This window comes from Acidithiobacillus sp. TH-A36, from assembly GCF_057473445.1.
On the sequence record NZ_JBYCKP010000646.1, the window covers coordinates 1 to 1,298 of the forward strand.

At 54.3% G+C, this 1,298-nt stretch carries 2 protein-coding genes; both read left to right on the forward strand.

Features of this window, described 5'->3' with window-relative positions; translation table 11 throughout:
- On the forward strand, positions 1-1,134 hold a 1,134-nt coding region (gene ispC / locus AC2VLY_RS16180), incomplete at its 5' end, for a 1-deoxy-D-xylulose-5-phosphate reductoisomerase (protein ID WP_486922644.1).
- A 12-nt stretch (positions 1,135-1,146) separates the two neighbouring features.
- The coding region (locus tag AC2VLY_RS16185; protein WP_486922645.1) for a site-2 protease family protein at positions 1,147-1,298 on the forward strand (152 nt) is incomplete at its 3' end.

The window sequence follows — 1,298 nt, forward strand, 5'->3', positions numbered from 1 at the left end:
AAAAGCACCCTGGACGTGCTTTCACGCCATTCCGATGTATTCCGGGTGGTGGCCTTAACGGGTAATCATCGTGTTGCGGAGATGCTGGCACTCTGCACAATCCATCAACCCGAACAGGTCGTCATGGCAGCACCCGAAGCAGCGCAACAATTGCGGGTGCTCTTACGTGATGCCGGTCTCAAACAAATAAATGTGGAAAGTGGTCCCGAGGCATTGGCAGCCGTTGCCCGTATGGACGGTGTTGACGAGGTAATGGCCGCAATAGTTGGAGCAGCTGGCCTTTTGCCTACTCTGGCTGCGGTGGAAGCCGGCAAAAAGGTTTACCTGGCCAACAAGGAATGTCTGGTGATGGCTGGCAAGCTGTTTATGGACCGGGTGCGGGCGTGTCAGGTGACCCTGCTCCCTATTGATAGTGAGCATAATGCCGTTTTCCAGTGCTTTGCCGATGGCCGCGGGGTGCGCCGCATCCTCTTGACGGCTTCTGGCGGTCCTTTCCGGACCTGGCCTTTGGAGCGTCTCGCGGGAGTGACTCCGGATCAGGCCTGTGCGCACCCTAACTGGGTGATGGGCCGGAAAATTTCTGTAGACTCGGCGACGATGATGAACAAGGGCCTGGAAGTGATTGAAGCCCATTGGCTGTTCAATCTTCCGGCAGAACAAATTGATGTGCTCATCCATCCCCAAAGTATTATTCATTCCATGGTGGAATACGTAGACGGTTCGGTATTGGCCCAACTGGGCAATCCGGACATGCGTACGCCCATTGCCCATGCCCTGGCTTACCCGGAGCGCATCGAAAGTGGGGTGTCCTCGCTGGATCTGGCCAAGACCGCAGATTTGCAATTTGAAACCCCTGACCTGCAACGTTTTCCTTGTCTGGCTTTGGCTTTTTCAGCCCTTAAAGCGGGGGGTGCTGCAGCTACCGTCCTCAATGCTGCCAATGAAGTAGCAGTTCAGGCTTTTCTGGACGAGGCTTTACCTTTTGCACGGATTGCTGCTGTCGTGGAAAATACCCTGACCGATTTGCAACCTGCTGCACCGGATGAACTGGATGCCGTTCTGGCGATTGATCAGCAGGCCAGAGTGATAGCCGGCAAACATCTGCGCCGTTACGCCGAATCTGCTTTGGCCTGATTTCGGGATACTGTGTACATACTCGAAACCATAGGTGCTTTTATTCTCGCAATTGGCATTCTGGTGCTGATTCATGAATCCGGACATTTCTGGGTCGCCAAATTCATGGGCGTGAAGGTGCTGAAATTCAGCATCGGCTTTGGTCCTGCTTTGATCAGTCGGCG